The organism is Paraburkholderia sp. RL17-380-BIE-A, from assembly GCF_046028085.1.
Taxonomy (GTDB): domain Bacteria; phylum Pseudomonadota; class Gammaproteobacteria; order Burkholderiales; family Burkholderiaceae; genus Paraburkholderia.
This window is the reverse complement of sequence record NZ_JARESQ010000006.1, coordinates 275,597-302,523: the sequence shown is the minus strand read 5'-3', so window position 1 is coordinate 302,523 and position 26,927 is coordinate 275,597. Positions and strand designations below refer to the sequence as shown.

The following is a 26,927-nucleotide window of genomic DNA, read 5'->3' as shown; positions in this document are numbered from 1 at the left end:
ACAAGCGGAGCGCAGAAAAAACAGCGCTCTGCTTGCAGATCTCTCACTTCATCATCCCATCGTACCGTTGGCCGCTGCCGGGCTCAGCACCGCCTGTGCCGAACCATGCGTCTCGCTGACGATACTGCCGTTCTCCAGCTTCAACACCCGATCCGCGAGATGGAAGTAACGATCGTCGTGACTGATCACCAGCACTGTCTTGCCGCGTGAACGCAACTCCGGCAACAGTTGCTCATAGAACACTGCTTTGAATTGCGGATCCTGATCCGCCGCCCATTCGTCGAACAGATAAAACGGCCGGTCTTCCAGATACGCGACCACCAGTGCCAGGCGTTTGCGTTGTCCTGTGGAAAGCGCTCGTGTGGAGAATGCGCCGTTCACGACCTGCACCTTGTGATCGAGCGCGAGCTTCGCGACCAGCGCGTTGGCTCGGGCATCCTCCTGCGCGCGCGAGGCGTCGTTCGGATCGACGATGCCGAGCAGCGCGTCGAAAAGATGAAAATCGTTGAACACGGCGGTGAAACGCTGGCGATATGCGGCGCGTTCCGCAAAGCCGACCGGCTTGCCGTCCAGTTCTATCGTGCCGTCTTCGGGTTCGTAGAGGCCGGTCAGCACTTTTGCGAGCGTGGTCTTGCCACTGCCGTTGCCGCCCACGATGAACACCAGTTCGCCCGGCCTGAAGGTCAGATTGACCGGCCCGACACGGAACATCCGCTCATCGCGCTCGTGGAAGTACGAGTGTGTGACATTGCTGAGCGTGAGCGTGCGATACGGCGCATGCGAAGCGTTTTCGTCGGGCGGCGGCGAGATGCGCAGCGCGCCGAATTCAGCCATCACTTTCTCGATGCGATCGAGCGAAACGCGCGCGGCGTTCAGCGTCGGCACATTGTTGAGCAGGCCGTCCAGCGGCAGCAGCATGAACAGGAACACGACCACGTAGCCCGATGCGGACGGCGCGTCGGCATGCACGCCGAGCGCCGGCCAGAACGCCGCAACGCCGAGAAACACGTAGAACAGGAACACGATCCAGCCGACCCCGACCGCATAAGCGCTGAACGCCCGGCGCCGATGATCGCGTACTTCGTCGATCGCGGAGCCGAGCTGGCCGTCCACGAATTGACGCGAACGCGCCTGGTGCAGCTTCAGTTCCTTCGCGCCGGTGAAGAGCGCGCCGAGGTAGCCGAACAGCTTGTCCTGAGAGCGGCCCGCGGCTTCGAGCGAGGCGATCGCGCGCTTGTCGCCGGCGTGATAGCCGAGCGAGCCGACCAGGATCGCGGCGAGCGCGAGCAGGCAGACCGGCCACGACAGCCACGCGAGATAACCCAGGCAGCCGAACACGATCGAGCCGTGCATCACGAGATTGGGCAACGCGAAGAACAGCATCGAGACGTTGGTGGCGTCGTCTGTCAGCACGGATTGAACGGGTGCCGCGCCGATCCGCTCGACATCGCGCAACTCGGCTTCGGCCACACGCCGCGCGACATGTTCGCGCAACTGCGCCATCGTGTCTTGCGAAAGGCGCGCGAACAGCACGCCGGTGATGACACGCGTGACGAGTGCGATCACCGCGCACAACGCGAAGCGCATGGCGAGCGACATATCGGCGGCGCCCGCTTGCGACAGCGCGCGGCTCAAGGTGGCAACGAGCAGCACACTGGCGATGCCGTTCAGCACGCAGGCGCTCAACGCGATCGCGAACGAGCCGCGAGAGCGCTTGAGCAGCGCCACGATCAGGCGCATGGCGGGCTTGGCCGTGGAGCGGGAGGGAGAGGAAGAAGACGAGGGTGGCGCGTCGTGGCGCTCGTTGGCAGCGGTCATCGGCAAGGTGTCGCAGTGGGTCGCAATGGATCGGTAAATCGCAGCGCATGCGTGCATGCGGCCATTCAGCGGGGCGCGAAGACTCGCCCCTCGCCTGATAGACGAATGGGCGAAGCAAACATTTACCGTGCGCAGCGATCTGCCACGACGAAATGATGCAGTCCAAATAAAACGCCATGCGCGGTAAAAATTTGCGATTGCGGATCGTCACACCAATGAAGCGGCCCATTGCGGCCGGCGACTTGGCCGAAGCGGCCGGTTTTAACGGATTTCATGCCCATGACGAGCTTCCCGATTGCGTTGCACCACCAGATCCGCGCCATGGCGCGCATCGATCCCGATGCGCCCGCACTGGCGTCGTTTACGCCGTACACCGTGCGCTTGACGCGCGGGGAACTGGATAGTCGCGCGGCGCGTCTTGCCGCGCGACTGCGCGCCGCGGGCGTGACGACTGAAGTGCGCGTGGGCGTGTGCGTTGCGCGTTCCTGCGATCTGTTCGTCGCGTTGCTGGCTGTATTGAAGGCGGGCGGCGTGTTCGTCGCGCTCGATCCGCGTCATCCGCCAGCGCGCCTCGATTGGGTCGCGCGGGATGCTGGGCTCATGCACGGCATCGTCGACGGTTCGGCTGATGCGGCAATGCGCACGCGTTTCGTTCAATGTTTCGACGTGGCAAGCGTTGCTACGGCAGACACGGCAGATGCGGCAGCGCCATATTTCGACGACGAAGACACGCCGGTGCATCCGCGCGCGGCGGCCTACATGATTTACACGTCCGGCTCGACAGGCACGCCGAAGGCGGTGCCTGTCGAGCACGGTCCGCTCGCCGCGCACGGCGAAGCGCTCGCCGGCTCGTTGCCGATCAGCGCCGCCGACCGTGTGCTGCATTTTGCTTCGGTCAATTTCGACGTCTCCATCGAAGCGTGGCTAGTACCGCTTGCCGTCGGCGGCAGCGTGGTGATCAGCGATCCACCGCCGTTCGCCCCAGAAACCGCGCATGCGTTCATGCTGCGCGAAAACATCACCAATACGACGCTGCCGCCCGCTTATGTGCGCGAGTTCGCGAACGCTTGCGAGCGTTTAGGCGTGCCGCCTTCGCTGCGCACGCTGCTGTTCGGTGGCGAAGCGATGTCGCAAGACAGTTTCGACGAGATTCGCCGCGTATTTCCGTCGGTCCGTCTCGTCAATGGGTATGGACCGACAGAGGCGGTGATCTCGCCGATGCTGTGGCCCGTCGATCCGGGTGTGGCGCCGTTGCTAGAAGAAGGCAATGGTTTTGCATCGCTGCCGATAGGCTGGCCGATCGGGCGGCGCGTGGCGCGTGTCGATGGCGAGGCGAAACGGGGCGAGGCCGGCGAATTATTGCTCGGCGGCGTGTGTCTCGCGCGCGGCTACCACGGCCGTGCGGCGCTGACAGCTGAGCGCTTCTTGCCCGACCCGCACGGCGCACCGGGCGAACGGATTTACCGCACCGGCGACCTCGCACGCGAACGTGACGACGGCTCGTTCGATTATCTCGGCCGCATCGACGATCAGGTTCAGGTGCGCGGCGTGCGCGTCGAGCCCGGCGAAATCGCGGCCTGCCTGCTGACGCATCCGGCGGTGGCCGATGCGGGCGTGCTGGCCGAAACTGCAGGCGGCCGGACGCAATTGATCGCCTGCGTGGTGCTGCGCGACGACGCACTCGACGATGCCGCACTGCAAGCGCATCTCGCCGCGCATTTGCCTCAGGCGTGGATGCCGCAGCGCATCGCGCGCTTCGAGCGTTTGCCTTATACGCTGAATGGCAAGCTCGATCGCGCCGCCTTGCGCGACTTCGTTGCTGCGATGCCGGTTGTGGCCGATGCGCATCATGTCGCGCCTCGCACCGCCACTGAAACGCGCCTGGCGGTGCTTTGGCAAGCGCTGTTGAACGGCGCGGCGCCGATTGGCTGCACGGATCGATTCTTCGCTTGCGGTGGCGATTCGCTCACGGCGATGCAATTGCAAGCGGCGATTCGTATCGAGTGGCGCGTGAATTTGCGGCTCGATGCGTTGTTCGCCGATCAACCGCTCGAAGCGCTGGCGCGTCTGATCGACGAGAGCGAGCCTGAAGCAGCAGCAGGTTCGCATTCGATTAACGTTGTGCATACCGCTGACGCGCCGTTCGTCGACCGTCCCGCCTCGTTCGCGCAACAGCGCTTCTGGGTGCTCGCGCAAACGCAGGACGCAGGCGCGGCGTACCACGTCGCCGTGCAATGGAGTGTGCAGGGCGCACTCGAGTTTGACACGTTGCAACGCGCGCTCGACTGTGTCATCGCACGTCATCAGGCATGGCGAACCACGCTGGTCGAGTCCGATGATGGAGTCGTCGTGCAACGCATTCACGCACGCTTGCCGGTCGCGATTGCGTACATTGATTTGCGCGCCGAGAGTGAGGTCGAACGCGTTGCGCGATTGGCGGCGTTCACGGAACAGCACGTTGGCGCGGCCTTCGATCTATCGAAAGGGCCATTGGTGCGCGCCGCGCTTGTCACGCTAACCGACAATACGCAGCGTTTCCTGTTGACCACGCATCATTCGATCAGCGACGGCTGGAGCTCACGCTGTGCCTTCGACGAAATCCGAACAGCTTACACAGCGTTCGCGATGGGAAGCGAGCCGCAGTTGCCCGCACTGACGGTGCAGTACGCCGACTACGCGCAATGGCAACGCGACTGGCTTGACGCGGGCGAAGGCGCACGGCAACTGGCGTACTGGCGCGATGCGCTGAGCGATGCACCCGAACCACTCGCGTTGCCGCTCGACCGGCCGCGCTCACCGGAACACGACTATCGTGGCGGCCGTCTCGCGCTGCGTTTACCCGCAGCACTTTCCGAAGCCGTGCGCGAGACGGCGCGACGCGCGCGGGCAACCCCGTTCACGGTGCTGCTCGCCGCCTTCGACGCGTGGCTCTATCGTTTGACCGGCGCGACCGATGTCGTCGTGGCCGCGCCGATCGCGCATCGGCAGCGGGCGGAGACCGTGCCGCTGGTGGGCCTCTTCCTCAACACGCTTGCGCTACGAACGCGCGTCGCGCCGGACCAATCGTTCGCCGCGTTGCTCGACGGCGTGCGCCTTTCCACGTTCAATGCGTTCGCGCATCAGGATGTACCTTTCGATCAGGTGCTCGACGCCGTCAAGCCGCCGGTGCGGCGCGGCGATGCGTGGCTGAAGGTCAAGTTCGCGCAGCAGTTCGATCTGGAGTTGACGGCTGAATTGCCGGGCGCCTCGGTGCGCATGTCGCCGGGTCTGGATCTCGCCGCCCGCTTCGATTACGCGCTCGATTTCACCGACGACCCGCGCGGCATCGAACTGGTCGCGGCGTACGCGCTCGACGGTATCGACGAAGCGACCGCCCGCGCGTGGCTCCATAGCTACGTCGCGCTCGTCGCGGATGCCGTGCGCGATCCTCAGTGCGCGATTGCTGAACTGGATTGTGCGGATAGCGCCGAATATCGATCCGCGCGACGCGGACGCGAATTTCAACCGGCGGCTGGCAACGTGCTCGCGCTGTTCGCGCGCCATGTGCGTGAAACGCCGCACGGTGTGGCACTCGCGGATGTCGATCAGCAACTCACGTATGCCGACCTCGACGCGGCGTCCGACCGAATCGCATTTGCTTTGAGGCAGCGTGAGGTTGGCGCTGAACAGGCGGTGGCGGTGTGTATCGAGCGCTCGGTGCGCTTTGTGGTCGCGCTGATCGGCGTGATGAAGTCCGGCGCGTACGTTGTGCCGCTCGATCCCGCGGCGCCGAATGAGCGCTTGACTACGTCTGTCGATACCTGTGGCGCGCGCTGGATTTTGACAGCCGGTCAAGCGGTCACCACGTTAGGCGGCGCGGCCGCGCTCGACTTCGATGCGCTCACGCAAGCTGCATCGCCAGCGAGCGTGGATGACTCGATCGCATCGCACATGCCACCGCTGGCCGATCAAGCCGCCTACCTGATCTTCACCTCAGGCTCGACCGGCACGCCCAAGGGCGTCGTGATTTCGCACGGTGCGCTGGCTGATTATGTCGAAGGCATGCTGGACGAACTCGCGTTCGCCGCGGACGCTTCGATGGCGATGGTGTCCACCGTCGCGGCCGACCTCGGCCATACGACGCTATTCGGCGCGCTGTGCTCGGGCCGCACGCTGCACCTGTTGCCCGCGCAATGCGCGTTCGATCCCGATCGCTTCGCCCACGAAATGCGCAGACGCAACGTCGGCATTCTCAAGATCGTGCCGAGCCACTTGCACGCGCTGCTCGACGCGCAGCAGCCCGCCGACGTGCTGCCCGCGCACGCGCTGGTGACGGGTGGCGAAACGCTGCCGTGGTTGCTGGTTGAGCGGATCGCTGCGCTCAAGCCCGCCTGCCGCGTTATCAATCACTATGGCCCGACTGAAGCAACCGTAGGCGCATTGACATGCGATACGTCCGCGCCGGAGCAAGCGGCATTGCGTGCGCCGAGCACGCAAGCGGCACACGCCGTGCCGCTCGGTCTGCCGTTGCCGAACGCCTACGCATGTGTGCTCGACAACAGCGGCGCGAGCGTGCCGCCAGGCGCAATCGGAGAGTTGTATCTTGGCGGCCCGGGTTTGGCACGCGGCTATCTGGGTCGTCCTGCCGCAACCGCCGAGCGTTTTGTACCGAATCCTTTCGTGCCAGGCGAGCGACTCTATCGAACCGGCGACCGCGTCAGACTGCGCGCCGATCGTCGACTGGATTTTCTGGGCCGGCTCGACGACCAGGTGAAGATTCGCGGCTACCGTGTCGAGCCGGGCGAGGTCAGCGCGGCGCTGCGCGTCCTCGAAGGCGTCGCTCAGGCCGAAACGCTTGCCGTGGAGCATGACGGGCGTTTGCGTCTGGCGTCGTTCGTTGCGATGACGAGCGGAGCGCGTTATGACGAAGCCTCGTTGCGCGCGGCGTTGAGCGTGAGCCTGCCGGATTACATGGTGCCGGCGGTGTTGCAGCAGGTCGCCGCGTTGCCCGTGACTGCCAACGGCAAGGTGGATCGGGCGGCATTGCGGGCGCTGGCGGTCGCGCCAGCGCTCGCAATGGCCGCCGCCGACGCGCCGCAAGGCCCGACCGAAGAAACCCTCGCCGCCGTCTGGAAGGACGTGCTCAAAGCCGAACGTGTGGGCCGCGACGACAACTTCTTCGAACTGGGCGGCGACTCTATTCTGGTGTTGCAGGTGATCGCCCGTTCGCGCAAACGCGGCGTGCGCTTCACGCCCAAGCAACTATTCGATGCGCCAACGCTTGCGCAACTCGCGCGCGTCGCGACTACGGTGGAACTCGCCGTGCAAGCGGCGCCCGCCATCCCGAATGCGCAAGGCACGCCACCCAAAACGGACGAGGCCACCACGCTCACGCCCGCACAACTGCGCTTCTTTGCGTTGGATATTCCGCAGCGTGGCCACTGGAATCAATCCATTGAACTCGACGCGCAAGCGCCGTTCGACTTCGACGCATTCGCCCGCGCCTTCGAAACGCTGCTGACGCACCACGACATTTTCCGCCAGCGCTTCACGCCGGTCGGGTCGCATGGCGAATGGCGGCTCACGCTGGCCGCGCAAGCGTTCGAAACACTGCCGCTAGCAGCGGTCTGCGCACGCGACGAGGCGGACGCGCTCGCTCAGTTCGACGGGTTGCAAAGCACGCTCGATCTGACACGCGGCCCGCTCGTCTGCGCCCTGGCGGCGCTGCTGCCTGACGGTGCCACCAAACTCTATCTGGCGATCCATCACATCATCGTCGACGGAGTGTCGTGGCGCGTGCTCCTGGACGATCTCGATGCCGTCTATCGCGCCGCTTGCGAGCGCCGCAGCGTGCGGCTCGCGTCGACGGGAGCGAGCGCGCAGGAATGGGCGGCGCGCCTCGCACGCGCCGCACGCGACATGACACACTCGCCGTTCGCCGCCGAAATACCGTACTGGACCGCGCTCGCCGCGCCGTACGACGATCTGCCGATCGACGATCCGCACGCCAGCGCGACCAACGCCGACGCGCAATCCGTGATCCAGACGATCGGCGCCGATCTCACGCGCGCCGCGTTGACGGAGGCGAATGCCGCCTATCGAACGCAGACGATCGAACTGCTGATTGCCGCGCTGACGCAGTCGCTCGGCTTGCCGGTGTGCCGCATCGAACTCGAAGGTCACGGCCGCGAGGCCTTGTTCGACGACGTCGACGTGAGCCGCACGCCAGGCTGGCTGACGAGTCACTATCCGGTGCAGTTCTCGCTTGAAAGCACCCCGGCCGCTACGCTCGGCGTGGTCAAGGACACGTTGCGCGCGGTGCCGAACAAAGGCCTCGGTTTCGGCGTGCTGCGCCACTACGGCGACACGGCGACGCGTGCGGCGCTCGCCGCCGTGCCGCGCCCGCATGTGACCTTCAACTACCTCGGCCAGTTCGACGCCCCTCGCGAGGCGGCGCTCGTACCGCGTTTCGGTGGCGCAGGCCGCGAGCGCGATCCGGCGGGGCCGATTGGCAACGCGTTGGCGATTCACGCCTATATCGATGGCGACGCCACGCGCACGCTCAAAGTCCACTGGGTCTACGGCGCGACGCAATTCGAGCGCGCTACTGTGGAAGTCCTCGCGCAGCGCTTCGAAGGCGCGCTTGCTCAACTGGTTGGCGCATGCGCTGGGCGTCTTGCGCAACGAGGCGGCGGCGCAACGCCTGGCGATTATCCGCTCGCGCGGGCGGGCGGCCTGACACAGGCTGCTATCGAACGCATGCCGCTCGACTTGCGCACGATCGACGATATCTATCCGCTTTCGCCGATGCAGCACGGCATTCTGTTTCACTCTCTATTCGCGCCCGAGCAGTCCACTTATGTGAATCAATTGGTCGCGACGTTGATCGACCCGGATGTGGAGCGCCTGCGTGCGGCATTCGAGGCGGCGGTGCCGCGCCATGACATTTTGCGCACGAGCTTCACGCCGGATGAAGCGGCGCCGATGCAGATCGTGCATCGCCAGGCGCGCATGCCCGTCGAGATTCTCGACTGGCGCGAGCGCGGCGCGGGTGCGATGGATGCTTTCGAAAACTGGCTTAGCGCCGACCGCTCGCGCGGTTTCGATCTGACATCGCCGCCGCTGATGCGCGTCACGCTGATCCGCATCACGGACAATGCATGGCGTCTCGTCTGGACGCGTCACCATTTGCTGCTCGATGGCTGGAGCACCGCGCGCTTCTTTGCGGATGTGCTGCGCGATTACATCGAGCCGCCGCGTCCGCAGCTGTTCGCTGCGCCCACGAAGACGCGCTATCGCGACTTCATCGCGTGGCTCGCCGCGCGTGATGCCGACAGCGCGCGCGCATTCTGGCTGCAACGCCTCGCGCTGCTCGACGAGCCGACGCTGGTTGCCGCGCCGGAGTCCGCAAGCGGTCGCCGCGAATCGCGCCATCTCACGCGCCGTGAAACCGTCGACGCAGCCACGACGGCGCGTCTAATCGACACCGCGCGCCGTCTGAAAGTCACGCTCAATACGATGGTGCAAGGCGCGTGGGCGCTCGCGCTGCAACGTATGACGCATCACACGGCAGTCGCCTTCGGCGCGACCGTCGCGGGCCGTCCCGACGCGCTGCCGGACGTCGATACCGTGCTCGGTCTGTTCATCAACACGCTGCCGGTGATCACCGCGCCGTTGCCGCAACGCCGGGCCTCGGCATGGCTGCACGACCTGCAGCGCGATAACGCCGCGGCCGCCGAGCACGCGCATACGCCGCTGTCTGAAATCCAGCAATGGGCGGGGCAGGGTGGCGGCGCGCTGTTCGACACGTTGGTCGTGTTCGAAAACTACCCCGTGGACGAAGCCTGGCAGGGCCGCGACGAGCGAGCGCTGAAGCTGCGTGAGCTGCGCAATATCGAAGCGACGGACTTCGCTCTCACGCTGGTGATCGAAGCGGGCACCACGCTTACGATCGACTACGGTTACGACGCCGCGCAACTCGATGACGCGCGTGTCGCCGCGTTGCATCGCGCGTTCGCTTCGTGCCTCGCGGGCCTGATCGCAAATCCGGACGCGCTGCTCGGCACGATTTCGATTGCCACGGCGGACGACCTCGCCGCGCTGAACCGCTTCAACGCGACGGCGCAAGCGTGGCCCCTCACGCAGCAACAGGCGCTGCATCGGCAGTTCGAACAGAAGGCGTTGATATCGCCAGAGGCTATCGCGCTGGAATTCGCCGATTCTCAAGGACGCACGCACCAGATGACCTACGGCGAACTCGACGCGAACGCCGATCGCGTCGCCGCCTCGCTCATCGAAGCAGGCGCGCGCGCGGACACGGCGGTGGCGCTGTGTGTCGAGCGCTCGTTCGACATGGTGGTGGCGCTGCTCGGCGTGCTCAAAGCGGGCGCGGCTTATCTGCCGATCGATCCCGACTATCCGGCGGAGCGCATCGCGTATCTGCTCGACGACGCGAAACCGGCCGTCGTGCTGACACAGCCCAATCTGCTAGAACGGGTCACGAATGCGGTCAACAACATCGATGTGAAAATCCTGACCGTCGACGCACTACGCGGCGCGGACTTCACGCTCAGCGCTCCCGTCGCAGTCTCGCCCGATCAGCTCGCTTACCTGATCTACACCTCCGGTTCGACTGGCAAGCCGAAAGGCGCGGGCAATACGCATCGCGCACTGGCGAACCGGATTGCGTGGATGCAGGACGCGTATCGCCTCGACGCCCGCGACGTCGTGTTGCACAAGACGCCGTTCGGTTTCGACGTGTCGGTATGGGAGTTCGTGTGGCCGCTCGCCGTCGGCGCGAAGCTCGCGATTGCGGCGCCTGGCGAGCATCGCGATCCGGCGCGCCTCGTCGCCGCGATCGAAGCACACCGCGTTACGACGCTGCATTTTGTGCCGTCGATGCTCGCTGCCTTCGTCGCTCACCTGGAAGACTTCCACGCGGCGGCGCGCTGCGCGAGTATCGAGCGGATTGTCGCGAGCGGCGAAGCGCTGGCGCCGGAACTGGCGGCGCGCGTGGCAAAGCAACTGCCTCATGCGCGGCTCTACAACCTCTACGGCCCGACCGAAGCGGCCATCGACGTTTCGCACTGGACTTGCGATGCGCGCGATGCCGACGTGGCCTCCGTGCCGATCGGTCGTCCCATTGCGAACCTGCAGCTACACGTGCTCGACGCGGCGTTGCAGCCGTTGCCGCAAGGCGCGATCGGCGAACTGTACCTGGGCGGCGTGGGACTTGCGCGCGGCTATCTTGGCCGAGCCGCACTGACCGCCGATCGCTTTGTTCCCGATCCGTTCTCGCACGGCGCACGGCTCTATCGAACTGGTGACCTTGCACGCCGCCGCGCGGACGGGGCGCTCGACTATCTCGGCCGCATGGATACGCAGGTGAAACTGCGTGGCCAGCGCGTCGAGCCGGGCGAAATCGAAGCGCTGCTGCGGGCGGCACCGGGCGTGCACGATGCCGTGGTGATCGTGCGTGACGAGCAACTGATTGGCTACGTGGCGCGCAGCGCGGACAACGCGCTCGATACGCAGGCGCTGCTCGATGGTTTGCGAGCGCAACTGCCGTCGTACATGGTGCCTTCGTATCTGATCGCGATGGATGCGCTGCCGGTCACGCCGAACGGCAAATGCGACCGTCACGCGCTGCCCGCACCCGTGCGCGGCTCTGTCGGGGAACACGCGCTGGATTTGCCGGTCACCGACACCGAGCGCGAACTCGCCGAGATCTGGAAGCGCGTGCTGCGCATCGACACGATTGGCCGCGACGAAGATTTCTTCGTGTTAGGCGGCCACTCGCTGCTTGCGACACAAGCCAACGCGCAGGCGAATCTGCACTGGGCGCTCATCTTGCCGCTACGCACCTTGTTCGACGAACGCACGTTGCAGCGCTGTGCCGCCGCGATCGATCGTGCGCTCGCCGAACGCGAGGCTCATGGAGCAGGCGATGCCGCGAGCACGATCGATGCACTGCTCGATGAATTCGAACTGCAATAAGCCCACATCGACCGATCGACCCGCCGACCCGCACTGAGACACCTGAGCATGACCACAGCCAAACCGGATCTGCTTTCCCTCGCGTCACGCTTCGCACTGTTGCCGGATGCGCAGCGCAAAGCCTTTCTTACGAAGCTCGCCGCAGCCGGCATTGATTTTCGCGTGCTGCCGATTCCGCCGCGCACCGAGCGGACCGCGAGCGTGCCGGCGTCGTTTGCGCAAACGCGTCTGTGGCTGCATGCGCGGATGATCGATGAACCGGCGGCGTATCACATCACCGAACGCCTGCGGCTCGACGGCACGCTCGATGCCAACGCATTGCGTCTTTCGTGCGATGCATTGGTCGCGCGCCACGAAGCATTGCGCACCACCTTCGTTGAAAACGGCGATGGCGTACTGCAAACGGTGCATGCGCCGTCGCGCTGCCCGTGGCGCGCGAGCGACGTGAGCACACTGCCCGCCGATCAGCGCGAGGCACGCGCTGCCGAGATTGCACGCGCCGATGAAGCGAAGTCCTTCGATCTGTCGGTCGGGCCGTTGGTGCGCGCTCACCTGATTCGCCTCGACGCTAGCACCCATTGGCTCGCGTTGACGACGCATCACATCGTGTCAGACGGTTGGTCCGCGGACGTCATGCTTGCGGAACTCGCGTCGTTTTATCGCGCGTATGCGAAGAGCGAAGCGGTGTCGCTCGCGCCATTGCCGATCCAGTACGCCGACTTCGCGCTGTGGCAGCGCCGCTGGCTCGACGCGGGCGAGCGTGAGCGTCAATTGGCTTTCTGGCGCGAGCGGCTGGACGCGAATCGCGACGTGCTGATGTTGCCGGGCGCATCGCCGCGTCCGGCTCAGCGTAGCGCGCGTGGGGCACGGCATCGTTTCGTTCTCGATACCGCGCTCGCTCAGCGCGTGAAGACCTTGGCCAATGCGCAGCGCGCGACGCCGTTCGCCGTATTGCTGGCGGCACTGAGCGCGTTGCTCGCGCGCTCGTCGGGGGAAACGCAGATTCAGATCGGCGTGCCCGCGGCGAATCGCGAGCGCGGCGAAGTGGCGGGTCTCGTCGGGTTCTTCGTGAATACGTTGACGCTGGCTACGCCCGTTTCGGCAACGCAACCGTTCGCCGCGCTGGTCAGCGCGACGCGACAAACGCTGATCGACGCCCAGTCGCATCAGGATGTGCCGTTCGAACAGGTGGTCGAAGCGCTGGGTGTGGTGCGCAGCGCGAGTCATCATCCGTTGTTTCAGGTAATGGCCGCTTATGGCGCGCGTCGGCGTTTGCCTTCACTTGCCGACGTGCGCATGACGGAGTTGCCATCGGGCGCGCCGTTCGCCAAATTCGATCTGACGCTGAGTTTCGAGGAGCGCGACGATGGTTCGATCGACGCGACCTTCATTTATGCGCTCGATCTGTTCGACGCCGACGCGATAGAGCGCCTTGCCGCGCGCTTTATCGAGTTGCTGTCGAACGCGGCGGCGGCACCCGCCATTGCGATCGGAGATGTGCGGTGGCTGCCTGAGGCCGAGCGCGTGCAACTCGATGCATGGAACAGCACGGCGCTACCGCGCGAAGCAACGTTCAGGCCGGTGCATCAGCGCGTGGCCGACCATGCCCATGCGCGGCCGGAAGCGCGCGGCGTCGCCGACATGAACTGCTCGCTCACGCGCGGCGAAGTGGATGCGCGCGCAACACGTTTGGCGCAGCGCCTCGTCGCGGCAGGCGTGCGTGCGGAAATGCGGGTGGGCGTGGCGTTGAGCCGCTCGGTCGACCTGCTGGTCGGCCTGATTGCCGCGTTGAAATCGGGCGGCGCGTTTGTACCGCTCGACCCGAGCCATCCGCGCGAGCGCCTCGCGCAGATTCTCGATGACGCGCAAATCACGCACGTCATCACGGAACGCGCGAGTCTCGCTGCGTTGCCGGCGTCGGATCGTTTACGGTTGTGGCTGATCGACGAGGAACCGCAGCCTGAGGTTCAATGCGCGGCGAATGTCGAGTTGCCACGCGTGTCGCCACACCAGGCAGCTTATGTGATCTATACATCGGGCTCGACCGGCAAGCCGAAGGGCGTGGTGGTCGATCACAGTTCGTTTGCCCTGCATTGCGCGGCAATTGCGGAGCGCTACGGCGCCGGTGAGCGTGACGTTTTCCTGCTGTTCCAGTCGGTCAATTTCGACGGCGCGCATGAAGGCTGGTTCTCGCAGTACATGTCCGGCGCAGCCGTCGCCATCACGGCGGATACGTTGTGGCCACCCGCGCAAACCTGCCGGATGATGGTTCGCGAAGGCGTGACCATGACCTATGTGCCGCCCGGTTGCGCAACCCAGCTCGCCGAATGGGCGCTCGCGCACGGTGCGCCGCCCAGCTTGCGCTCGTTGACGGTAGGCGGTGAAGCCACTTCGCGTGAAGCGTTTGCTCTGCTGCGCCGGGCGTTTCCGAAGGCGCGGATCGTCAACGGATACGGGCCGACCGAAACGGTCATTACGCCAATGCTGTGGATGTTCTATCCGACCGACGACACCGCGAAGCTCGCGGACAGCGCGTATCTGCCAATCGGCACGCTGGTCGGCGCGCGTTCGGCGCATGTGCTCGATGCGCGCTTGAATCCACTGCCGGTTGGCGTGATCGGCGAGTTGTATCTGGGTGGCGAGGGTGTAGGCGTGGCGCGTGGTTATCTCGACCGGCCGGCACTCACGGCCGAGCGCTTCGTGCCGGATCCGTTCGGTGCACCGGGTGCGCGGCTCTATCGCACGGGTGACCTGGTCAAGCGGCGCGCGGACGGCGTGTTCGACTTTATCGGCCGTGTCGATCATCAGGTGAAGTTGCGCGGCTTGCGGATCGAACTGGGTGAGATCGAAGCGCAACTCGCCGCGCACGGCGACGTGCGCGAAGCTGTGGCGGTCGTGCATGGCAAGGGCGCGCAAGCAGCGCTGGTGGCGTATGTCGAATTGAGCGCCGAAGCGCGCGAGCGCAGCACACGCGCGGACGCAGCGGAACTCGATGCGCATCTGCGTCATACGTTGCCTGACTACATGGTGCCCGCGCATATCGTCGTGCTCGATGCGTTGCCGCGCAATGCCAATAGCAAGGTGGACCGCGCGGCGTTGCCGGAGCCGCAGCGCGTCGAGCGGGCCTATCAGGCGCCCGCTGCCGGACTCGAAACCACGCTTGCGCAGATTTTCCGCGAAGTGCTGGGTGTGGAGCGTGTCGGCCGTGCCGATCATTTCTTCGAACTCGGCGGACATTCTCTTGCGGCGGTCCGCGTGGCGACGCGCGTGGCCGAACGTCTCGCGCGCGATGTGCCGGTGCGCACGCTCTTCGAAGCGCCGACGCTCGCGCAATACGCGCAGCGCGTGATGGCGTCGGCGCGCAGCGAAACGGTGGCGGATACCGGAGAACGACAGCCGGGAGGCGGTTCCAATTCACTTATTGCGCCGGACGCGAACGGCATCCTGCCGCTTTCTTCCGCGCAATTGAGCTTGTGGTTCCTGTGGCGCTCGCAACCGGACAGCGCGTCCTACAACATTCCTGTCGCGCTGCGTCTGCGTGGGCCGCTCGATAGCGTTGCATTGCGCGACGCGTTTGCTCAAGCCGCTGCGCGACATCCCGCGCTGCGCGTGCAGATCGTCGAACGTGACGGGCAACTGCCGGGCCAAAGAGTCGTGGACTCGGCGGCGTTCGAACTGCCCGTGATCGATCTTTCTGGCGACCCTTCGCAAGCCGAACGCGAGAACGCCGCTATCGCGCTCACCGACCAGGACGCACTCACGCCGTTCCACCTGCTCGACGAGGCGCCACTCTGGCGCGTGCGCTTATTACGCCTTGCCGAGCGGGATCATGTGCTGTCGCTGGTTGTGCATCACATCGTGTCGGACGGGCAGTCGATCGATCTGTGGCTCGAAGATGTGCGCGGCACTTATGTCGCGATCGTGCGCGGCGCGTCGCCGGCGGCTTCGGCTACGGGATCGCTTTCGGCTCGACAACTCGTCTTGCCTGTAGCCGCGCCGCGTGCGCGCCTGTCGTTCTGGCGCGATGCGTTGGCCGATGCGCCGTCGCAAGTGCTGCCTTCGCCGCCGTCGGGCCGCGTGGCGTCGCCCACCTGGCGCGCCGGACGCCTCGCGTTCGAATTGACCCCGGCTCTCGTGCGCCGTGCCCGTGCGATGGCGCTTGAAGTTCACGCCACCTTGCCCATGGTGTTGCACGCCGCGCTGAACGTCGCGCTATATCGCGCGACGGGCGCAACGGATCAGCCGGTCGGCGTTCTCGCTTCCACGCGCGAACTGACGGGCGAAGCCGCACGCCACGCACTGGGACTTTTCATCAACGCGGTGGTCGTGCGGACGCGGCTCGCCAAAACGGATACGCCGGTCACGCTGCTCGCTGAAGTGCGAGACGCCGCGCTCGCCGCTTATGCGCATGCGGACACGCCGTTCGCCGACGTGGTGGCGGCATTGCGCGCCACGCGCACCGAAGCCGGCAATCCGCTCTTTTCCGTGATGTTCAATTACCTGCGACCGGCCGGAACAGCGGGACGCGACTGGGCCGGCCTCACGCTCGACGATTTCAACGACGTGCGGCACCGGGTCGTGTTCGAGTTGGAACTGGACGTGGTCGAACATGCCGACGGACGCGTGACGGGCGCCTTCTCGTATGCGAACGAGTTGGTGGACGGCTGCTTCGTCGAGGCACTGTCCGCCGACTATCTGGACGTGGTGCAACGGTTCGTCGACGCGCCGCATGAACAACTGGGCGTTGCTTCAGCACGCTTTACCCTGGCGTCAGCCGGCGTTGCAACGAGCGCGCAAGCAAGCCCGGCATCTCACGCTGAAACAACGCGGCGCGCCACGGCACTCGAACGCGTGTGGAGCGATCTGTTCGAAGGCAATACACCCGCGCTTCACGACGATCTGTTCGAAGCGGGCGCAAGTTCGTTCGATGTCGTGCGCTTTGTCGATGCCGCGCGAGCCGCTGGTCACGCACTGGAGATTGCCGACGTGTTCGCCGCGCCAACCTTCACGCAACTGGGCGCTCGGCTCGATGCGCGAGCTTCTTGCGTTGCCGAGTTGCGCGACGGCGCTTGAACCCGGAGTCGAACACGCAGCCCGGCAAAAAAGGCAGTGAATAAAAACCGCATCAATCACGAAAGATTTTTCGCCGGCCCGCGCATTCGGCGTGCCGGCTTCCACCGATAAGGACCTGCGACATGCACAGAGACACCGTATTTGATCTGATCGGAATCGGCTTCGGACCGTCGAATCTGGCGCTTGCCGTGCGCCTCGCCGAAGAAGCCGGCGTGTCGGACCTCACGCATTGCTTCATTGAGCGACAGCCGGAATTCGGCTGGCATCGCGGCATGCTGCTCGACGACTGCCGGATGCAGATTTCCTTCCTCAAGGATCTCGTGACCATGCGCGATCCGAAAAGCCGGTTCACGTTCATCAACTATCTGTTCGAACGCGGACGTCTGGCGGATTTCGTCAATTTGAAGAATTTCTATCCGACGCGCGTGGAGTTCCACGATTACCTGAGCTGGGTGGCGGCGTCGTTCGACGATCGCGTGAACTACGGCCAGACCGTGACCGGTATCGAAGCGATCAAGAGCGCTGACAATACCAACGACGTCGAAGCGTTACGCGTTTTCTCGCGCGATCACGAAGGCCGTGAATGGCAACGTGTGACACGGGCGTTGTCGGTCGGCATCGGTGGCGGGCCTCAGGTGCCGGAGGCGTTCGCCGCGCTCGGCACGCATAACATCGTGCATTCGTCGCAGTACCTCACGTCCATCGATCGCGTCGTCGGACCTGCGAACGGCGCGCGAAAACGCGTGGCGGTGATCGGCGCGGGGCAGAGCGCGGCCGAAGTGTTCGTCGATCTGACGCGCCGCTATCCGCATGTGGATGCGAGCCTCATCATTCGCTCGAGCGCGCTGAAACCCGCCGACGACAGCCCGTTCGTCAACGAGATTTTCAACCCCGCCTTTACCGATGTCGTCTACGCGCAGCCGCGCGACGGTCGGCGCGCGCTGATCGAGCGTTTTCGCGACACCAATTACGCGGTAGTGGACCGTCCGCTGATCGAGCAGATCTACGAAATGCTTTACCTGCAAAACGTCTGCGCCGAACCGCGCCACCGGTTGCTCGCGAACACCGGCATCGAAACGGCGGCGCGCACGGGCGGCGGCCGGATTGAACTCACGCTGCGTGACCGTTTGAGCGGCCAGGCCCGCGCCGAGCAATTCGACGCGCTGGTGCTCGCGACGGGATATCGCCGCGACACGCATGTCGAGTTGCTGGAGGGGCTTGCGCCGCATCTGGGCGATGCGCTCACACAAGGCAATGTCGAGCGCGATTACAGGCTCGCCACGCCGGTGACCTTCAAACCACGCATTTACCTGCAAGGCTGCTGTGAAGACAGCCATGGACTGTCCGACACGCTGCTGTCGGTTCTCGCGTTGCGCTCCGACGAAATCGCCGCTTCGCTTGCGCATTACGCATCGCGCGACCGTTCGGCTGACCGGTCGAGACAGACGCGCGCAAACGCGACTCGCGCGGACCGCATGACTTTCGCGCTTTGATAGAAAGCGGCGCCACGACACACACACATAGGAATTGGCTATGCCGAAGAAAAAACTCGTTTATATCTGGTCGTTACGAAACGCGGCCGCCGACAAGGCGGGCCAGGACATCGCGTACAAAAGCGGCGCGCGCTACATGAAGTCGGTACTGGAGTCGCTTGTCGAAGCGCTCAATGAAACCGCACTCGGCGATCAATACTCGTTAGAAAAAGTTATCTACGACGACGATGCCGGATCCGGCACGGACCGCGAAAAACTGAAGGAATATGGATTTGCTTACGAGCCGGGCAAGCGCTGGTTCTATCCGCCGAACTTGCGCGTGCAGGGCAAGCGGGTCAACGATCTGCTACTCGCGATTCCATCGACGTACCGGCGTGAGCCGCTCGATGCACCAGGCCGCGCGGCAGGCAAGAGCCGCTTTGAAAAGCATCTGCTCGATACGCTGGTGGCATTGAAAGCCGATATTGTCGTACTCGACGGTCTGCTGATCATTCTCGACGAACTGGTTCGGCCCGGCGCGCCGTTCTATCGCAAGATCGTGAATATTCACCCGGGCGTGACGCGTGCCGATTCGCCCTACGAGCGGCGCGGCGCCTACGCGACGCTCGACGCGCTCTACGGTGCGCGCGGCAAGAAAGTGGTCAACTGGAAGACGATGGAAACCGTGGCGGTCGAACCGTTGTATCTGACAGGCGCATCGTTTCACTATGTCGACAACGGGATCGACTCCGGCGAGGTGATTCACGACGTGCTGAATACCGAAATCGATAAGGACGATACGATCCTCGAACTACGCTGGAACAATTTCAACCGAAGCCTTTTCCCGGCTTTGAACGAAGGGCTCGCGATCATGGCCGGACAGCCGGTGCAAGTCGAGGCGTGATGCGGTGAGGAGCGGCGCGCACGCGCCGCTCGAAGTGGCTATTGGGCGAGAACGAGGGGGTAAGCCATTTGATGACGCGCTATTCAGCACGCGTCGCATCGGCTCGCCTGTCGGGGCGCAGGCGCGCGTTCCCGGTGGCCCAGCCTTCGCGACGCGCTGCCTGAAATCACGAAACTGAGCGCGGCGAGCACCCACACGCCAACGCCGCCGTAGAGCATTACCCACCCGAAACCTTGCATCAACGCAGCATGCACGATGCTGCCCGACGGATCGATACGCGCTAACGCGGGAATCCCCGCTCTCACCGCTTCGACATCTCCTGCGGCAATTTTCTCGGCCAGTGCGCCGAGGGGCGCGGTGTCGAGCGTCTGCGGCAGCCGCGTCTTCAGATTGAAGAGAACGCCGCCTACCAGGATCGCCCCCATCAACGCGATGTTGATCGCGAGCGTAATCATCCGCGCGCTCATATCGATGCCGGACGCCATGCCCGCGCGTTCGACGGGAACCGCGGCGGTCGTCGTATTGGTGACGGGCGTATTGGTGAGGCCGAGGCCCGCGCCCGCGATCACGCAACCGGGCAGCATGGTCCACGCGTTCGCATGCGCAACGCCGCTGCCGTATCGCATCAGCATGAAGCCGAGACCGATCGCGAACAGGCCCACAGGTATGGCGATTCCCGAGCCGTAACGCAGCGCGAGACGTTCGCCGAGCGGCGGGAAGAGCAGGGTCGGCAGCGTGTAGGCGAGCAAGGCGAGTCCGGCGCTCACGCTGTCGTAGCCGAGCCCGATCTGGAAATAGATCGGCAAATAGATCATGAATGGCCAGAAGCTGAAGTTCATGCCCGCCGAGCCCATCAGTGCGCCTGAAAACTGCGGAATCCTGAAGACCGAGAAATCGAACATGGGGCTGGCACTGAGTTTCTCGGCAACCACAAAGCCCACGAAGGCGAGCAGTGTCGCCGCGATGATGAAAAGCGCGCGAGGATTGCCGAAGCCGAGCGCCGGAACCTGCGTGATGAAATACACGAGGCCGAACACCGCGAGCGACAGCGTGACGATGCCCGCCACGTCGAGCGTATGCGCATGCGGGTCGCGCGATTCCTGCACGCCGCCGAACACGAGCGTCAAGGTTGCGACGGCGAGCAGCGCGTGCACCCAGAAGACCCACTGCCAGTTGGAGAGCGCGACGATCGTCCCGCCGATGATCGGCCCAAACCCGAGCCCGATGCCGAAGATGATGCCCCACGCGCTGAATGCGCGAGCGCGTTCCGGGCCCTCGTGGAACTGATGCGAGAGCACGGCCACCTGGCAGATCAGCATGGCGCCGCCGCTTGCGCCTTGCAGCAAACGCGCGGCGATCAGCGTTGGCACGCTTTGCGCGAGTCCGCAGACCAGCGAGGTGATGCCGAACAGCGCGATGCCGATCACGAAGACGCGTCGGCGGCCGAAGCGGTCCGCCAGCGTGCCGGTGGCCATCAGCACCGTGGTCACGGCGAGCGTGTAGGCGTTCATGATCCACTGCATGCCTTTGAAATCGCCGTGCAGCACGCGCTCGAGCGTCGGCAGGATCACCGGCACGCTGGAGATTTCGAGGCCGAACATCAGCGACGCAAGACACACCGCGCCCAACGCCAGGGTGTTTTTTCGGAGCGAGAGGAACGCGCGCGGTGTTTTGTCATCGGCGGTCTGCTCGGGACGCACCTCGCGCGAGCCCGGTCGACTGTCTGCCGCAGCCGTACGTGGCCGTTCTTCGCGCCGTGGCGGCGCGATCGGATCATTGTTCATGGATATTCCCCTCGATAGTCGATGAGCTCGGCCCACACATGGACTGTGTAATATAGGGGGAATCTGTGTCCCTATTGACGCGCAGAAATCCCAGAAATGTGTCCATTGAGGAATCAACCGGGTATAGATATGAGCGACATCCTCGACGGTGTGACGACATTCGTTCGCGTGGTCGAAACGGGCAGTTTCGCGCTGGCCGCGGGGCGCATGAACCTGACGCGCTCCGCGGTCGGCAAAGTGATCGTGCGGCTCGAAAAGCGGCTCGGCGTGCGCCTGCTCAATCGCACGACCCGCAGTCAGAGCCTCACTGAAGACGGGCAGGCCTACTACGACCGCTGCGTGCGCGCGCTGGCCGAACTCGAAGCGGCCGAGGCCGACCTCGATTCAGGAAGGCGCGAGCCGAAAGGGCGTTTGCGCGTGAGCGTGCCGCAGGCTTTCGGTCACTACTGCGTCGCGCCGGTGCTGCTTGAACTGGCGCGCAAGCATCCGCAATTGAAGATCGACATTTCGATTACGGATCGCTTCGTCGACGTGATCGAGGAGGGTTTCGATCTGGTGGTGCGCGTGGGTCCGCTGGCCGACAGCGTGAGTCTCGCCGCGCGCAAGCTCGGCGTGCAGCACGCGAGCATCGGCGCCGCACCTGCCTATCTGGAGCGGCATGGCACGCCGCGCAGTGTGGACGAATTACGCGGGCACGCCGTGATCGCCTATTTGCGGGGAGGCTCGCCGCAGCCGTGGGATGTGGTCGACGTCGACGGGCAGATTCGCCGCGCGCAGGTTCAGCCGCAGCTCGGTTTCGACGACATGACGGGGATTGTGGATGCCGCGCTCGCCGGGTTCGGCCTCGCGTGGCTGCCAGCTTGGCTACTGGCCCGCTATGCGCGAACCGGCGAGCTGGTGACGGTGATGGAGCATTGTTTCCGGCCGACTCAGGAGATCCATCTGGTGTGGCCGAAGAGCCGCTATCTGCCGCTGAAAACGCGCTGTGCGATCGACGCGCTGGTGGCGCAGATTCCGCCGATGATCGGGGCGCCCGCAGCGGGCGCCCCTGGTTCACAAGACGCCTAGAACTGCAGCGTGGCGCTGGCGACGGCGGTACGCGTCGGCGACGGCGCCACGTAGTAGCCCCACGCCGTCGTCCAGTAACGGCGATTGAAGAGGTTGTTGATCCCCGCGCGGAACGTCACGTCCTTGCCGGCGATCTTCGTCTCGTACCGGCCGCTTAGATCGAAGGTGGTGTAAGCCGGCACGAACTGCGTGTTCTGCGCGTCCACGGCCTGGTTGCCGACATACTTGCCGCCGAATGCGAGCGTCAGCGGGCGCAGATACGACGGGTTGTATTCGATCCGGCCCGTCACGGTGAAGCGCGGTGCGCCGTAAATGCGCTTGCCTTCCACGCTCGCATCGTCCACGTCCATGGCCTTCGTGTCGAGCCACATCACGCCGCCCAGCACGCGCCATTCGCTCGTCAGCGCAAGCCAGCCGCTGGCGTCGACGCCCTGATAGCGCTTCGTGCCGTCCTGCACGAAGACGTTGGCCGAGTTCGTGTAGTTGTAGCCCTGGTCTACACGGAACAGCGCGAGGTTGGCGCCCCACTTGCTGTGGTCGGATTTGAAGCCGATCTCATACTGCTTGCTCTTCAGCGGACCGAATGTCGCCGGGTAGTTGACGTTGGTGTTCGACGCCGCGCCGCCTTGTTCGAGTGACTCCACGTAGCTCGCATACACCGTGGAATAGGGATCGGTCTTGAACATCAGCGCGAAGGTCGGCGTGACCGGATCCGCTTCGTATTGCGACGCCACCGCGCCGCTCGGGTCGTACACGTGCTGGCGATATTGCGTATAGCGCAGACCGACCAGTGCCGACAGGCGTGAGGTGAGTTGCACGGTGTCGCTCGCGTACACGGCAGCCTGCGTGGTGCGCTGCTGGCGGTACAGGTCGGAGCCGATGCTGACTTCGTCGTTGGTCAGCAACGTGCTGTTGTACAGGTTGCCGTAGCCGAGGAAGTAGCCTTCGTTCCAACCCGTGCTGTTGCTGTACTCGCTGGTTTGCGTCTGGAAACCAGCGCCCACCACCACGTCATGCTTGATGCTGCCCGTGTTGAAATGCCCTTGCACCATCGCGTCGACGTTCTGGTAGAAGTAGCGCGTCATTGCCGCATACAGCGTGTTGCTGTAGTTGCCTGCTGCGTCCGTGACATACAGCAGACTGTCCGAATTGGTGCGATTCTCCTTGGCGAAGCGGTATTTCACGCTCGCGTGCCAGTTTTCGGAGATGCGGTAATCGAGGCCCGTGCCGAACGAGGCCATTTCGGTCTCGTAGTAGTTCTGCGGTTGCGTGAGCGCGTGGGTGACTTTGCTCGCGTCCGGAATGCCGCCGGCGTCGCCGCTGAACATCAGGCCGAACAGCGTGCCGTTGGTTCTGCGCTTCTGATAGAAGGCGTCGGCGCTCCACGTCAGGTCCGGCGTAATGCGAAAGTCGAACGCGAGCGACGCCACCTGGCGACGAATGTGGCCGTGGTCCTCGGCGGTGTTGCCGTTTTCGTTGACGAGGTTCAGACGGTAGCCGAAACGATCGTCATTGCCGAAGCGGCCGCCCAGATCGACCGCTTCGCTGAACACGCCGGCCGACTTGTAGCCGATCGAGACGCTGCGGTAGGGGGTGTCGGTTGGACGCTTCAACACGTAATTGACGATCCCGCCCGGCGAGCCGAAGCCGTACATGAAGCCGGACAGGCCCTTGAGCAGTTCCACCTGCTCGAACGGTTCGAGCGAGAGATCCGTATCCCACGAGGGGAAGGTCTGGCCGTCCACCTTGATGCTGTTCAACGTGTCGATCGGCATGCCGCGCACGGTGAACATCGAATTTTCGCTGATCGCGTTTTCGCTGGTGACCGACACGGCCGGGTCGTATTTATACAGATCGTTGGCGGTGGTCGCGAAAAGGTCCTGCGCTTCGTCGCTCGTCACCACGTGGGTCGAGAACGGTGTGTCCACCTGCTTGCGCGAACCCAGCGCGCCTGCGCTGACCGTGTCGGCTTGCGCCACGGTGCTGTCTTTCGACGCCGTGACGCTCACCGCCGGCAAGGTGGCCGCCGTGTCGCTTGCCGCGACCTGCGCCCATCCCGACGACGACAGGGTGGAAAGCGTCAAACCGACGCTGGCGAAAAGCCCCGCGCTGAGCAGCGATGGGGTCCGACGTTGGCCGCGCGCAAAAGTTGGGCGGCCGGCGACAAATAAATTCTGCATGTTGTTTGAATTAGGCAGGTGGCGGCGCGCACCAAGTCTGTGCAAAAACGACGCCGTGCTAGCGAGTGGTTGTTAGACGACTGGGTGAAACTGAAAGATACGATCGAATGGTAATGCATCTGATTCGCATTCACAAATTATTTTGTGTCTTAGGTCATCTATAAGACATCTGTTTCAACCCACGGGTCATGGGGCTGTAAGCCTTATGTGGCGGGGCTGGACCCCATTGAGCGCACGTTCTGGATATGTTTGTTTCGCAGCGAATAGAGGAAAACACGCATATACTCACGCTCTGGCCGTAAAAAGTAGTGCCGAGCCTGCGCGCTGCGTTTTGCTGCTTCGTCGCAACCTCGCCGGCTCAGCGCTACCAAACGCTCTGTCTATCACTTCACCTAGCAAAGCATCGAACATGTCCACACCGCCGAAGATCATCTACACCCTGACTGACGAAGCGCCTGCTCTGGCGACCTACTCGCTGCTGCCGATCGTCAAGGCGTTCACGCGCTCGTCCGACGTGATCGTTGAAACGCGCGACATTTCGCTGGCCGGCCGGATCATCGCTGCATTTCCCGACTACCTGAGCGCGGAACAGAAGGGTTCCGACGATCTGGCGGAGCTGGGTGCACTCACCACGCGTCCGGAAGCGAACATCATCAAGCTGCCGAACATCAGCGCGTCGGTGCCGCAACTGAAGGCCGCGATCACGGAACTGCGCGATCAGGGCTACAAGCTGCCGGCATACCCGGACGTCGCAACGACCGACGCAGAAAAAGACGTCAAGGCTCGCTACGACAAGATCAAGGGCAGCGCGGTCAACCCGGTGCTGCGCGAAGGCAATTCGGACCGTCGCGCGCCGCTGTCGGTCAAGAACTACGCACGCAAGCATCCGCACAAGATGGGCGCGTGGAGCGCGGACTCGAAGTCGCACGTCTCGCACATGAGCGGCGGTGATTTCTACGGCAGCGAAAAATCGGCGCTGATCGCAGCGGCCGGCGCTGTGAAGATCGAACTGACGGCCGCGGACGGCTCGAAGACGGTTCTGAAGGAAAAGACGCCGGTGCAAGCGGGCGAGATCATCGACGCTTCGGTGCTGTCGAAGAACGCGCTGCGCAGCTTCATCGAAGCGGAAATCGCCGACGCGAAGGCGAAGGGCGTGCTGTTCTCGGTGCACCTGAAGGCCACCATGATGAAGGTGTCGGATCCGATCATCTTCGGTCATGTGGTGTCGGTGTTCTACAAAGACGTGCTCGCCAAGCACGCGGACGTGCTGGCGAAGGCCGGCTTCAACCCGAACAACGGTATCGGCGATCTGTACGCGCGCCTGAAAGACCTGCCGGCTGAAACGGTTGCCGCGATCGAAGCCGACATCAAGGCGCAATACGCAGAGCGCCCGCCGCTGGCCATGGTCAATTCGGACAAGGGCATTACCAGCCTGCACGTGCCGAGCGACGTGATCGTCGACGCGTCCATGCCGGCCATGATTCGCGAGTCGGGCAAGATGTGGGGTGCGGATGGCGCGCTGCACGACGCCAAGGCCGTGATTCCGGACCGTTGCTACGCGGACGTTTATCAGGCGGTGATTGAAGACTGCAAGAAGCACGGCGCGTTCGACCCGGTCACGATGGGCACGGTGCCCAACGTCGGCCTGATGGCGCAAGCCGCCGAGGAATACGGTTCACACGACAAGACGTTCCAGATTCCGGCGAACGGCGTGGTTCGCGTGACGGACGCAGCCGGCACGGTATTGCTCGAGCAGCCGGTGGAAGCGGGCGACATCTGGCGCATGTGCCAGACCAAAGACGCGCCGGTGCAGGACTGGGTCAAGCTCGCGGTGAACCGCGCTCGCGCCTCCAACACGCCTGCCGTGTTCTGGCTGGATGCAGCGCGCGCGCACGACGCCCAGATCATCAAGAAGGTCGAGCACTACCTGAAGGACCACGACACCAGCGGTCTGGACATTCGCATCATGACGCCGGTCGAAGCGACGAAGTTCTCGGTCGAGCGCATCCGCGCCGGCAAGGATACGATTTCGGTCACCGGCAACGTGCTGCGCGACTACCTGACCGACCTGTTCCCGATCATGGAACTGGGCACCAGCGCGAAGATGCTGTCGATCGTTCCGCTGATGGCAGGTGGCGGCATGTTCGAAACCGGCGCGGGCGGTTCGGCGCCGAAGCACGTGCAGCAACTGGTCGAAGAAGGTTTCCTGCGTTGGGATTCGCTGGGTGAATTCCTGGCGTTGGCCGCCTCGCTCGAACATCTGAGCGGCGCCTATCACAACCCGAAGGCGCAGGTTCTGGCCAAGACGCTGGATCAGGCAACCGGCAAGTTCCTCGACAACGACAAGTCGCCGGCGCGCAAGGTTGGCGGTATCGACAACCGCGGCAGCCACTTCTACCTCGCGCTGTACTGGGCGGAAGCTCTGGCCGCGCAAACCGAAGATGCGGCGCTGCAGGCACAGTTCGCTGGCGTGGCGAAGGCACTGGCCGAGAACGAAGCGAAGATCGTCGAGGAGTTGGGTGCTGCGCAGGGCAAGCCGGTGGACATCGGCGGTTACTATCGCCCGAACGTCGAACTGACGAGCAAGGCTATGCGCCCGAGCGCCACGCTGAACAAGATCGTGGACGCGGTTGCTTGATGCACTGAAGAAACG

10 protein-coding genes are annotated in these 26,927 nt (G+C 64.3%); 6 read left to right on the top strand and 4 right to left on the bottom strand.

The annotated features are described in order from the left end of the window. Nucleotides 1–51: 51 nt before the first annotated feature. Nucleotides 52–1,818, bottom strand: coding sequence for a cyclic peptide export ABC transporter (locus tag P0D68_RS12940; RefSeq protein ID WP_408294150.1), 1,767 nt, complete (start codon nt 1,816–1,818; stop codon nt 52–54). Nucleotides 1,819–1,940: 122 nt separating this feature from the next. Further along, nucleotides 1,941–2,099 carry a hypothetical protein gene (locus tag P0D68_RS12935; RefSeq protein WP_408294147.1) on the bottom strand — a complete coding sequence of 53 codons (159 nt, stop codon included), beginning with the start codon at nt 2,097–2,099 and terminating at the stop codon, nt 1,941–1,943. Here P0D68_RS12935 and P0D68_RS12930 point away from each other — a divergent pair. From P0D68_RS12930 to P0D68_RS12915, 4 genes are all read left to right on the top strand, one after another. Continuing rightward, nucleotides 2,098–11,793 (top strand): non-ribosomal peptide synthetase, encoded by a 9,696-nt coding sequence (locus P0D68_RS12930; protein ID WP_408294144.1) that lies wholly within the window; start codon nt 2,098–2,100, stop codon nt 11,791–11,793. The two genes, P0D68_RS12935 and P0D68_RS12930, sit on opposite strands and share 2 nt — an antisense overlap. 48 nt (nt 11,794–11,841) lie before the next feature. Then, nucleotides 11,842–16,866: a non-ribosomal peptide synthetase gene (locus tag P0D68_RS12925; protein WP_408468483.1), complete on the top strand. Its 5,025-nt coding sequence runs from the start codon at nt 11,842–11,844 to the stop codon at nt 16,864–16,866. Nucleotides 16,867–16,988: 122 nt separating this feature from the next. Further along, a complete protein-coding gene (locus P0D68_RS12920; RefSeq protein WP_408294138.1) occupies nt 16,989–18,359 on the top strand; it encodes a lysine N(6)-hydroxylase/L-ornithine N(5)-oxygenase family protein in 1,371 nt (456 codons plus the stop codon). 40 nt (nt 18,360–18,399) lie between these two features. Further along, a complete protein-coding gene (locus P0D68_RS12915) occupies nt 18,400–19,242 on the top strand; it encodes a N(5)-hydroxyornithine transformylase PvdF (RefSeq protein ID WP_408294135.1) in 843 nt (280 codons plus the stop codon). An 83-nt stretch (nt 19,243–19,325) separates the two neighbouring features. Here the strand turns inward: P0D68_RS12915 and P0D68_RS12910 are convergent, their stop codons facing one another. Next, entirely contained in the window at nt 19,326–21,026 is a 1,701-nt protein-coding gene (locus P0D68_RS12910) for an MFS transporter (protein ID WP_408294132.1), read from the bottom strand. A 129-nt stretch (nt 21,027–21,155) separates the two neighbouring features. Between P0D68_RS12910 and P0D68_RS12905 the strand changes: the two genes are divergently transcribed. Continuing rightward, nucleotides 21,156–22,094 carry a LysR family transcriptional regulator gene (locus P0D68_RS12905; protein ID WP_408294129.1) on the top strand — a complete coding sequence of 313 codons (939 nt, stop codon included), beginning with the start codon at nt 21,156–21,158 and terminating at the stop codon, nt 22,092–22,094. Here the strand turns inward: P0D68_RS12905 and P0D68_RS12900 are convergent. Beyond that, complete coding sequence (locus P0D68_RS12900) at nt 22,091–24,274, bottom strand: TonB-dependent siderophore receptor (RefSeq protein WP_408294126.1); 2,184 nt, start codon at nt 24,272–24,274, stop codon at nt 22,091–22,093. The two genes, P0D68_RS12905 and P0D68_RS12900, sit on opposite strands and share 4 nt — an antisense overlap. Nucleotides 24,275–24,683: 409 nt before the next feature. On the opposite strand from P0D68_RS12900, the gene P0D68_RS12895 reads away from it, so the two are divergent. Then, complete coding sequence (locus tag P0D68_RS12895) at nt 24,684–26,912, top strand: NADP-dependent isocitrate dehydrogenase (protein WP_091806360.1); 2,229 nt, start codon at nt 24,684–24,686, stop codon at nt 26,910–26,912. Nucleotides 26,913–26,927 lie beyond the last annotated feature (15 nt).

What these genes read in the sequence shown, in the direction of transcription:
- P0D68_RS12930 (WP_408294144.1), top strand. Translation starts at nt 2,098, where the DNA reads ATGACGAGCTTCCCGATTGCGTTGCACCACCAGATCCGCGCCATGGCG.
- P0D68_RS12905 (WP_408294129.1), top strand. Translation starts at nt 21,156, where the DNA reads ATGAGCGACATCCTCGACGGTGTGACGACATTCGTTCGCGTGGTCGAA.
- P0D68_RS12920 (WP_408294138.1), top strand. Translation starts at nt 16,989, where the DNA reads ATGCACAGAGACACCGTATTTGATCTGATCGGAATCGGCTTCGGACCG.
- P0D68_RS12940 (WP_408294150.1), bottom strand. Translation starts at nt 1,818, where the DNA reads ATGACCGCTGCCAACGAGCGCCACGACGCGCCACCCTCGTCTTCTTCC.
- P0D68_RS12925 (WP_408468483.1), top strand. Translation starts at nt 11,842, where the DNA reads ATGACCACAGCCAAACCGGATCTGCTTTCCCTCGCGTCACGCTTCGCA.
- P0D68_RS12900 (WP_408294126.1), bottom strand. Translation starts at nt 24,274, where the DNA reads ATGCAGAATTTATTTGTCGCCGGCCGCCCAACTTTTGCGCGCGGCCAA.
- P0D68_RS12935 (WP_408294147.1), bottom strand. Translation starts at nt 2,099, where the DNA reads ATGGGCATGAAATCCGTTAAAACCGGCCGCTTCGGCCAAGTCGCCGGC.
- P0D68_RS12895 (WP_091806360.1), top strand. Translation starts at nt 24,684, where the DNA reads ATGTCCACACCGCCGAAGATCATCTACACCCTGACTGACGAAGCGCCT.
- P0D68_RS12910 (WP_408294132.1), bottom strand. Translation starts at nt 21,026, where the DNA reads ATGAACAATGATCCGATCGCGCCGCCACGGCGCGAAGAACGGCCACGT.
- P0D68_RS12915 (WP_408294135.1), top strand. Translation starts at nt 18,400, where the DNA reads ATGCCGAAGAAAAAACTCGTTTATATCTGGTCGTTACGAAACGCGGCC.